The organism is Lacinutrix sp., from assembly GCF_023299985.1.
GTDB lineage: Bacteria > Bacteroidota > Bacteroidia > Flavobacteriales > Flavobacteriaceae > Lacinutrix.
Genome location: NZ_JALZVX010000129.1, coordinates 1 through 10,029, shown reverse-complemented (window position 1 = coordinate 10,029; position 10,029 = coordinate 1). Strand labels below are relative to the sequence as shown.

The following is a 10,029-nucleotide window of genomic DNA, read 5'->3' as shown; positions in this document are numbered from 1 at the left end:
TGCTAGAAGATTATAAAGCTGATGGAACTGATATAGTCTTTGAAAATGCAATTGACAAGGAGAAAACAATTGTTTTTACTGACAAAAGCACATCCTATATAAACATTGCAGACTATGTAGAAATACATATGAACGAAAAATCTAGTGAGACCACAACTAAAGAAACCTTAAAATGGGTACATATAGCTATTAGCAATGCGAAACGTAATTTTGTAGGCAATTATATTTAAATGAGTTTGTTTACAAGCTTAATCGGAGATATTTTGGCGAAAAAATATTCGATAGGCTTGTTGTTGCTAACATTACAGGATTATGAATAATTACAGATACACAAAAATTTTTACTAGAAAAAGTCAAAAAACAAGGTATTACTACTCATTTTTTTACACCAAATTAATTGTTATTCATCACACATGTATAATTTCATCGTCTTCTAAAATATTTTCACCACGTAATCTCAAGAAAATTTGTGCTACAGCAATGGTGTCCTTCTCACAATAGATTATAATGCGATCAATATCATTGTTTTCATAATAGGTTTTGTAAACTTCACTACCATCAATATCATCTTTTGGAGATGGAATGCCCAGAACGTTAGTCATTAATTTAAGCGAAGTATATGTTTTATAGTCACCAAATTTCCACAATTCTAAAGTATCTAAATGTGGTACTTCCCAAGGTTTTTTACCAAAGAGATTAAGTTTGTATGGTAATTCTATATTATTAATAATCATGCGTCTTGCTATGTAAGGGAAATCGAATTCCTTACCATTATGAGCGCACAATAAATGTTTGGCTTGGCTAAAGTGAGAAATTAATAAGTTTTTAAATTCTCTTAAAAGCGTTGACTCTTCACCATGAAAAGAAGTAGTTCTAAATAAACGTGTCTCACCTTGATTTGTAAAATAACCAACCGAAATACAAATAATTTTTCCAAACTCAGCCCAGATTCCTGCGCGATCGTAAAACTCCTCAGCAGAAAACTCTTCTTTTCTTTGGTAACGCGATTTAGCTTCCCAAAGTTCTTGTTTGGTTGAATCGAGTTCATTGAAATGATGCGTTTCTGGAACAGTTTCAATGTCTAAGAATAAGATGTTTTCTAGGTTGAGTTTAGATATCATAAATTAGTTATTCATCATCTTATAAGCTTCATCAATATAAATTGATATATCATTTGTATAAAATCCAATGCCAGCATCTGGCGATTTTTGGTGACCTAAACGCACGATAATAACATTATCTTCTGGTTGCACGATTACGTATTGACCAAGATGTCCACGCATCATTTTAAAATCTTTCCCATTGTGTTTTTTTAACCACCAACCGTAACCATAAACAGGATCAAATTTTGGTGTTAAAGATTTTGCTACAAAGGCAGAATCTAAAACTTGCTTACCATTCCATTTTCCATTGTCTTTGTATAGTTTGCCAAAACGCGCAAAATCTTTTGCATTACTAGCAATACAGCAATAGGCTTTTACTAAATCGTGAGCATCGCTATCTACTTGCCAAAGTGTTTGGTTTTCGCTACCTAAAGGCTTCCAGAAGCTTTCTTCGAAATAATCGTAAAGTTTTTTACCTGTGGCTTTTTCAATAACCATCGCTAACATTTGTGTATCTCCACTTGCGTATTTAAAGGCTTTTCCTGGTTCGTTTACTACTTTTAAGCCATTCATTACTTTGGCTAAATCATCATCAAAATAAGCACGTGTTGTGATTGATAGTGGTGAATAATAAGCTTCGTCCCAATTGGTTCCAGAGCTCATGGTCGATAAATTACCAACCGTCATTTTTGCTGCTTTTCCATCGCAAAAAGCTGGTAGAAAATCGCAAACAGGCTGATCTTCACTTTTTATATAACCGTCCATTATAGCCTTTCCCATTAAACCAGATACATAACTTTTTGCCATAGAAAACGAATTTGATTTAGAGTTTTCATTATAACCATCGTAATAGTTTTCGAACCAAATACTATCGTTTTTAATAATAACATAAGCAACAGTCCCAAAAGCTTTGTTAGCTTCGTTTAGCGCTTTAGTTTCTTTAGCAGAATTATAATTTTCGTGGTTTGGCCATGGTTGAGGTGTACCAATTTCTATTGTTCTATTATCAAATTTTTTATAATCGTCTAGAAATGCAGTAGTATGACCTTGCATATAAACGGTTCGCACAGCTTTTATTAAATAATTTGTATCTGTGATGTAAAGTATGGCAATTAGTAAACCGAAAATAACGATTAATACTTTAAATATTTTTTTTAAAAATTTCATTTATTTAATTTGAAAACTAAATATAGGAAAATAAAATGATGTAAGAATGAGATTTTTTTACAGAAATTAATTTAAAATAAACGCAGCTGTTTATATGGACTTTCGTGTTCCAAAAGCCATTTTTTACGGTGTAAACCACCAGCATAACCAGTTAAACTACCATCACTACCAATAACTCGATGGCATGGAACTATAACCCAAAGTGGGTTTTTACCATTAGCATTAGCAACTGCACGAATGGCTTTTACGACTCCTAATTGTTTTGAGAGCTGTAAATATGAAGTTGTTTTACCGTAAGAAATAGAGAGTAACGCATTCCAAACACGTTCTTGAAATGCTGTGCCTTTGGGATTTAGTTTTAAGCTGAATTGCTTGCGCTTTCCTTCAAAATATTCGTTAAGCTGAAGCACACAATCTTCGAGAACTTCTGGTATAATATCTGAAGGTTTTTCGCTTGAGTTTAATACCGAAACCGAAGCAATACCATCCTGATCACCAACAATTTTGGTAATGCCCAAAGGTGAGTTGATATAGCAGGTTTCTTCCATTATTGCTTATCCTCAATATTTTCTATGATACCTAGTTTTTTTGCGCGTGCTTCCCAATTTTTTCTTGCCTGATGTTGTAAGTCACTAACATTATCGCTTTCGTCCATAATTTCAAGACCAAGTAAGGTTTCTATAACGTCTTCCATAGTTACTAAACCGCTAGCTGTTCCATATTCATCGACCACCAAAGCCATATGTTTTTTAGTTTCTATAAGTTGCTCAAACAAGGTTGGAATTGGCAAGTTTCTATCTACAATTATAATATCTCTTTTTAACTCTATAAGTTTCTTAGAACCGTTACCTAATGCCATTTCTTTAAAAATTTCGTCTTTTAAAACAATGCCTTTTATATTGTCTTCATTATCCGAATACACAGGAATTCTAGAAAAACGAAGATTTAGGTTTCTATTAAAAAAGTCTTCTACAGTTGTTGTATCGCTTTCAGCTTTCATGACCGTTCTTGGTGTCATAATGCTTTTAGCCATGATGTCTTTAAAGGTTAGTAGGTTTTTTATAATTTTACTTTCGTTATCTACAAAAACACCTTCTTCGTGAGCCATATCTGCCATCACTAAAAAGCCTTCACGACTTAAAACGCTTCCATGTCCTTTGCCACCAATAAGCTTTGTGGTTAATTGCATTAACCACAATAAACCGGTCCATTTTAAAGGAAAAATTAAAACTTTCAAGGCTTTAGTTGTAAAATTAGTTAAGCTTTTCCAGTAGGTTGCACCAATTGTTTTTGGGATAATTTCTGAAGCGACTAATATTAAAATTGTCATTACTGCCGAAACAATAAATACACCGTAACCATCACTATTTCCGTACAATCCTTCTGCTTCTTTACCTACTAAAATGGCACCTACTGTGTGTGCGATTGTGTTTAAGGTTAGAATTGCAATTAAAGGTCTGTCGACGTCTTTTTTTAAGACCTCTAAAGCGGTAGCATACTTCTTGCCTTCTTTCTTTTTAAGATTTATAAATGTTGGTGTAACACTTAAAAGCACAGCTTCTAAAATAGAACACAAAAATGAAAAAAAGATGGATATAACTCCGTAAAATATTAGTAATCCCATGGATTGTTTTTAGTTTATTTGTGGCTAATTTACGATATTAATTTTACTACGTCTTTTGCAAAATAACTAGCAATTACATCTGCTCCAGCACGTTTAATAGCAGTAATTTGCTCCATCATAACAGCATCGTGATCTAACCAACCTTTTTCGGCTGCAGCTTTAAGCATTGAGTATTCTCCAGAAACTTGATAAACAGCAACAGGAACATCAACTTCATTTTTAATTTCTCTTACAATATCTAAATAGCATAAGCCTGGTTTTACCATCACGATATCTGCACCTTCATCGATATCCATTTCTGTTTCGCGTAAGGCTTCAAAACGGTTAGCATAATCCATTTGGTATGTTTTTTTGTCCTTAGGCACATCTTTAATAGCTGTAGGAGCAGAGTCTAAAGCATCGCGAAAAGGGCCATAAAAAGCAGAGGCGTATTTAGCAGAGTAACTCATAATTCCAGTATCTGTAAAACCTTCGTCTTCTAAAGTCTCACGAATAGCTAAAATACGTCCATCCATCATGTCGCTTGGTGCTACAAAATTAGCACCAGCTAGCGCGTGAGACAAACTCATTTCGGCAAGAACTTCAACAGTATCATCGTTAACAATTATACCATTTTCTATAATACCATCATGCCCAAAAGAAGAATATGGATCTAGTGCAACATCTGTCATCACTAACATATCTGGACATACATTTTTAACCGTTTTAATAGCACGTTGCATTAATCCGTTTGGGTTTAAAGCTTCAGTGCCTTTATTATCTTTTAAATTATCTGGTACTTTTACAAATAGTAAAACCGATTTCAAACCTAATTTCCAAAGCGATTTTACTTCAGCTTCTAATAAATCTAAACTAAAACGAAAATAATTGGGCATCGATGCTATTTCTTCCTTTAGGCCTTTACCTTCAACAATAAATAATGGCACCAAAAAGTCGTTTGGTGAGATTACAGTTTCGCGAACTAGGCTTCTAATAGCTTCGTTGGTTCTTAATCTTCTATTTCTTTTAATTGGATACATAAAACAGCTTTAAAATTGTTTGATAATTACTACTTTTATCAAGTACAAAGTTAATCATTAAAACCTAGTTTATATTGCGTAAGTTGTTTGATCGTTTAGAATTTAATTTTCCTTGGAGAAGTTACCAAGCAAAACTTTTAAAGCAGTTTGAGCAGCACATTTTAGATAAGCATTTTCATGTTATTGCGCCTCCAGGATCTGGAAAAACAATTTTAGGCATTGAAATTATTAGAAAACTAGATAAAAAAACGCTAGTTCTTGCACCAACACTAACTATTAGAAATCAATGGGAAGACAGATTACAATCATTTTTTATTAAAAATAAAGACTATAAAGCGTACTCTTTTAATATAAAAGAGCCTAGCGATATTACATTCTCTACTTACCAATCGTTACATGCTTTTTATAAATCTTTTGAAGATAAAAAAAACTATTTCGCTTTTTTTGAAAAGCATAATATTAAAACACTTGTTTTAGACGAAGCTCACCATTTAAAAAATGCTTGGTGGACTTGCTTATTTGATTTAAAAAACAACAATTCGTTTTACGTTGTAGCGTTAACAGCAACACCACCTTACGATAGCGATAAAACAGAACTGACAAAGTATTTTAAATTGTGTGGTGAAATAGACGATGAAATTGCAGTGCCAGATTTAGTACGTGAGACAGATTTATGTCCACATCAAGATTTTGTGTATTTCTCTAAACCAGAAGATTTAGAGATTAATTTTATTGTAGACTATAGATGTAAGATTGCCGATTTTAAAGATGAATTATTAAAAGATACTACTTTTATTTCTTTTTTAGAAACACACCGTTTTTACAAAACTCCAAATTGGCATTTGGACGATTTGTATGCGAATACCCAATATTTCTCATCCATTTTAATTTTTTTAAAGGCTTGTGGTTTTGAAATTGAACCTCAAAAATTAGAAGTTTTAGGATTTGAAAAAAAGGAAACTATTCGTTTTCCAGATTTAGATTTAAATTGGCTTTGTATTTTGTTTCAGAATTTAATAGTTAACGATAGAGCGCAGTTAATAGCGCAAGAAGATTATGTTTTAATTCTGGAAAAAAAATTACGTCGTCTTAATGTATTCGAGAGAAACAGAGTAGATTTTGTAGGCGAAGATTTATTGTATAAATCTTTATCTAACAGTCCTAGTAAATTAAAAAGTATTGTAAGTATTGTTAATGCAGAGCGTAACAGTTTAAAAGAAGCATTACGATGTGTCATTCTTACAGATTATATTAGGAAAGAATTTTTAAATAGTACTGAAGACACTATACCAGATATTAATAAAATTGGAGTGATTCCTATTTTTCAATATGTAAAACACTATTGTAAAAATCCCGAAGAATTTGCAGTGCTTTCTGGAAGTATTGTAATTATTCATCATTCAATTTTAAATCATTTTAAAGCTATTGTAATTTCAGAAAACTTTTCATTTTCTCCATTACAAACAGATGCTTCATTTTTATTAGTTAATTCAAAAGGTTCTGGTAAAAACACGATAGTAAACACCATTACTAAACTTTTTGAAAACGGAACAATTAAAGTGCTCGTTGGTACAAAATCTTTATTAGGCGAAGGTTGGGATGCGCCATCTATTAACAGTTTAATTTTGGCCTCTTTTATTGGGTCTTTTGTGTCGTCTAACCAAATGCGAGGTCGTGCTATACGTAAAGATTTAGATACACCAGAAAAAACAGGGAACATTTGGCATTTGGCTTGTGTGGATCCTACAGATTTGGATGGAGGTAGAGAAGTAGATAGCTTAAAACGACGTTTTGAAGCTTTTGTAGGTGTTACTAATAATAAAATTCCGTTTATTTCTAATGGTTTCGACCGCTTAAACTTACCAGAAGAAATTGCTATAGATGCTGTAGAAACTTTAAATATTGAAACGTTAAAACAGGCATCAGCACGATCATTAATTTCTAAAAAATGGCAAAATGCTATTGGTAGTGGTACAAAGTTAACCAAGGAAGTTAAAATATATGCCAATGGAGAATTTCCATTTAAAAAGCAAAAGCAAATTTACTATTTTGATGTGCTTCGGTTTTTTGTAGCAGAGTTGTTTTTAGGCTTTATGCTCTTTTATGTAGAGTTTGTTTTACAAAGCTTTAGTCTTCTTCTTAATAAAGGCGTACTCTATTTTGTTTATGCACTTTTAGCAGCTTTTGCAATTCGATTTGGTTATAAATTAATTAAAGCTGTAAAATTATATTTCCGTCATGGCTACCTCTATAAAAAAATTAGAAAAATGGGACTCACTATTCTTGATAGTTTAGAGGAATTGGGTTATTTAACCACTAAAAAAAGTGCTATTTCTGTACATTCTTATAAGCTAGGTAAAGGAGATGTGGTTTGTAATTTGGTTGGTGCTAATGCTTTGGAAAACACTCAATTTTCTAGAGCGTTGAGCGAACTTTTACAACCTATAGATTCGCCAAGGTATTTAATAATAAAAACAAATGTGTTTAGAAGAAAATTTGATATTGAAAACTTCTACGCAGTCCCAGAAATTTTTGGTGATAAAAAGGAAAAGGCATTAGTTTTTAAAAAACATTGGCATAACTATTTAGGCAGCAATAAGCTTTTTTATATGCGAAGTGTTGAAGGTAGAAAATTGCTTCTAAAAGCAAGATTATTTCATATTTATAATGCTTTTAGTAAGATGACGAAGGAGGTTGTGGTTTGGAAATGATTTAAATTAATTAGTGTTTTCTTTCCAATCTTGATTAAATCTTAACTCGTATAAAAGTTCATAAATTTTTATTAAGCCGAAAGTTCCTTTCATTTCAGAGTCTTTTATCGTTTTCGTTTTTCCATTTCCATAAGTTATTTTTAAGGTACTATAACTTGAATGCATTGCTCCAGAAGAATATTCATTATCTAAATGTGTAAAATCTAAGTAATTAATAATTTCAAAGAGTTCATTAAAATGTTTTTCGGAAATCTGAGATTTGAATTGACCATCTATATCATTAGGTTTTGCGTCGTAAGAATAATTTTGATCAATCCAATTATGATTTATAGCGTTTAGTTTTCCATTTTTATTTTTATCTATTGAAATAATAAATTCTGAACATCCTGTTACACAACCATGAGCAGTAAATTCGATGTTTTCAATATTGAAGGTCTTAATTTTATTATTGAGTTCTATAAAAGTGCCATATTTATAAGCGATAGGAATCGTTCTACTTATCTTTTTTATTTTTCCGTTATCAATTTTGTAATCTATTGGCTTATGCAATTCGATAATTGATCCATTTTCACCTTCAACAATTTCAGGCACCAATGAAAGCCAATTTGTTATATAATTTAAATCGATAGAATTAATAGAATCATTTCCAAAATTCATAAGAGAGTAAACACTAAAGTCACAAGAGATATATTCCGACTCTTTACAACCAGCCATTGCCATACAATTATGAGCATCTCCAATTATTAATAAATCAGTATATCCATTATTATCAAAATCAGACTTATAAAAACTTTTATTTATTTTTAATGAATCAGCAATCTTTTTCGATAGAGTGTCTTCATCAAATCGACAATCTCTCTTGAACTTACTTATTTTTTTGAGTTCAAATTCTTCGAACAATCTATAGATTCTTGTAGAATCCTTTGAAATTTTCTGTTCATGAAAAGGATACATTAACTTATTGACAAACGTTTGAACTTCTTTTTCAGAAACTAAACTATCAATTTTTGAAGGAATTATTTCTGATTTTATGAATTTTGGTTTATAATCCTGTTTGCTTTCTGTTTTTTTACAATTCATTAAAATCAAAAAGAGTAAAAATAATAAAGAATATCTCATAGGTTTAGTTGGATTGATATTACTATTAACTCTGATTAACAGGTTTATATTATTTACTTAGCCCTAAATATTTCCAATTACCATCTTCTCTTATAAAAGCAGATTTTTCATGAATAACATCCATGCTTCCGCTATCATAAAAATAAGCATCAAATGTCACTGCACCTTCTTCATCTTTCTCTAAACCTTTAGTAATTTCAAGGATTTCTAGTTTAATCCATGCTACAGATTTCGTCCATTTTACAATCGTCTTTTTTTCAGCAGTTGGTCTAGTAGAACTATGGTGAGTATCCATTAAATAATCACCATTAGCCAATACAAATGCACTATATCTTGAGCGCATTAATTGTTGCGCTGTTTCTGTTTTTCCATTGTTTAAATGAAAGACTTCACAACACGTTTTATAGTTTTTTAAACTTCCGCAGTAACAATCCATATTAAACCCAACCTATAGGGTTTTGTAACACTTTAATTAAACGCTCTTCTTCACTTCCAACTTCTGGATGATGGTCGTAAACCCATTGCACATGTGGTGGTAAGCTCATTAAAATACTTTCAATTCTTCCGTTTGTTTTTAAGCCGAAAAGCGTGCCTTTATCATGTACTAAATTAAATTCTACATAACGACCACGTCTTATTTCTTGCCATTTTTTTTGTGCTTCGCTATAGTTTAAATCTTTTCTTTTTTCCATTATAGGAAGGTAGGCTTGAACGAAACTGTTACCAATTTCGGTTACAAAATTGTACCAGTTTTCCATACTCATATCTTCTGACGCTTTACAATAATCGAAAAATAATCCACCAACTCCTCGACCTTCGCTTCTGTGCGCATTATAAAAATACTCGTCGCAACGTGCTTTGTATTTTGGGTAAAATTCTGAATTATGCTTATCGCAAGCCGTTTTGCAGGTTTTGTGAAAATGAGTTGCATCTTCATCAAACAAATAATAAGGTGTAAGGTCTTGTCCACCACCAAACCATTGATCTACAATATTTCCATCTTTATCATACATTTCAAAATAACGCCAATTTGCATGAACGGTTGGTACCATTGGATTTTTTGGATGAATAACTAGGCTTAAACCACAGGCAAAAAAATCAGCATCTTCAACACCAAAATACTTTTGCATAGAGTCTGGAAGTTTTCCATGAACTCCAGAAATGTTTACACCTCCTTTTTCAATTACGTTTCCGTTTTCTATTACACGTGTTCGTCCGCCACCACCTTCTGGCCGTTTCCATATGTCTTCTTGAAACTTGGCTTTGCCATCGACAGTTTCAAAAGC

The 10,029-nt window shown here is 31.9% G+C and carries 9 protein-coding genes and 1 pseudogene; 2 read left to right on the top strand and 8 right to left on the bottom strand.

The window, feature by feature from the left end; genetic code table 11:
* A pseudogene (locus Q0C58_RS06955) lies at positions 1-316 on the top strand (IS1595 family transposase); the annotation flags it as partial.
* 91 nt (positions 317-407) lie between these two features.
* On the opposite strand, the gene Q0C58_RS06950 reads toward Q0C58_RS06955, so the two are convergent.
* The 5 genes from Q0C58_RS06950 to hemB all read right to left on the bottom strand — a co-directional run bounded on the left by Q0C58_RS06950 (position 408) and on the right by hemB (position 4,913).
* Positions 408-1,121, bottom strand: a complete 714-nt coding sequence (locus Q0C58_RS06950) for a 3'-5' exonuclease (protein ID WP_290699208.1) — start codon at positions 1,119-1,121, stop codon at positions 408-410.
* Positions 1,122-1,124: 3 nt separating this feature from the next.
* On the bottom strand, positions 1,125-2,270 hold the full coding sequence (locus tag Q0C58_RS06945; RefSeq protein ID WP_290699206.1) for a serine hydrolase: 1,146 nt from the start codon (positions 2,268-2,270) through the stop codon (positions 1,125-1,127).
* Between the two features lie 71 nt (positions 2,271-2,341).
* A complete protein-coding gene (locus Q0C58_RS06940; protein ID WP_290699204.1) occupies positions 2,342-2,818 on the bottom strand; it encodes a methylated-DNA--[protein]-cysteine S-methyltransferase in 477 nt (158 codons plus the stop codon).
* On the bottom strand, positions 2,818-3,894 hold the full coding sequence (locus Q0C58_RS06935) for a hemolysin family protein (RefSeq protein WP_290699202.1): 1,077 nt from the start codon (positions 3,892-3,894) through the stop codon (positions 2,818-2,820). Before Q0C58_RS06935 ends, Q0C58_RS06940 begins: the two co-directional genes overlap by 1 nt.
* Before the next feature lie 29 nt (positions 3,895-3,923).
* On the bottom strand, positions 3,924-4,913 hold the full coding sequence (gene hemB / locus Q0C58_RS06930; protein WP_290699200.1) for a porphobilinogen synthase: 990 nt from the start codon (positions 4,911-4,913) through the stop codon (positions 3,924-3,926).
* 74 nt (positions 4,914-4,987) lie between these two features.
* On the opposite strand from hemB, the gene Q0C58_RS06925 reads away from it, so the two are divergent.
* Positions 4,988-7,624: a DEAD/DEAH box helicase family protein gene (locus Q0C58_RS06925; RefSeq protein WP_290699198.1), complete on the top strand. Its 2,637-nt coding sequence runs from the start codon at positions 4,988-4,990 to the stop codon at positions 7,622-7,624.
* A gap of 6 nt (positions 7,625-7,630) precedes the next feature.
* Here the strand turns inward: Q0C58_RS06925 and Q0C58_RS06920 are convergent, their stop codons facing one another.
* The 3 genes from Q0C58_RS06920 to hemF all read right to left on the bottom strand — a co-directional run.
* Positions 7,631-8,743, bottom strand: a complete 1,113-nt coding sequence (locus Q0C58_RS06920) for a DUF6438 domain-containing protein (RefSeq protein ID WP_290699196.1) — start codon at positions 8,741-8,743, stop codon at positions 7,631-7,633.
* 49 nt (positions 8,744-8,792) lie between these two features.
* Complete coding sequence (locus tag Q0C58_RS06915) at positions 8,793-9,179, bottom strand: YchJ family metal-binding protein (protein WP_290699194.1); 387 nt, start codon at positions 9,177-9,179, stop codon at positions 8,793-8,795.
* Position 9,180: 1 nt separating this feature from the next.
* On the bottom strand, positions 9,181-10,029 hold an 849-nt coding region (gene hemF, locus Q0C58_RS06910; protein ID WP_290699192.1), incomplete at its 5' end, for an oxygen-dependent coproporphyrinogen oxidase.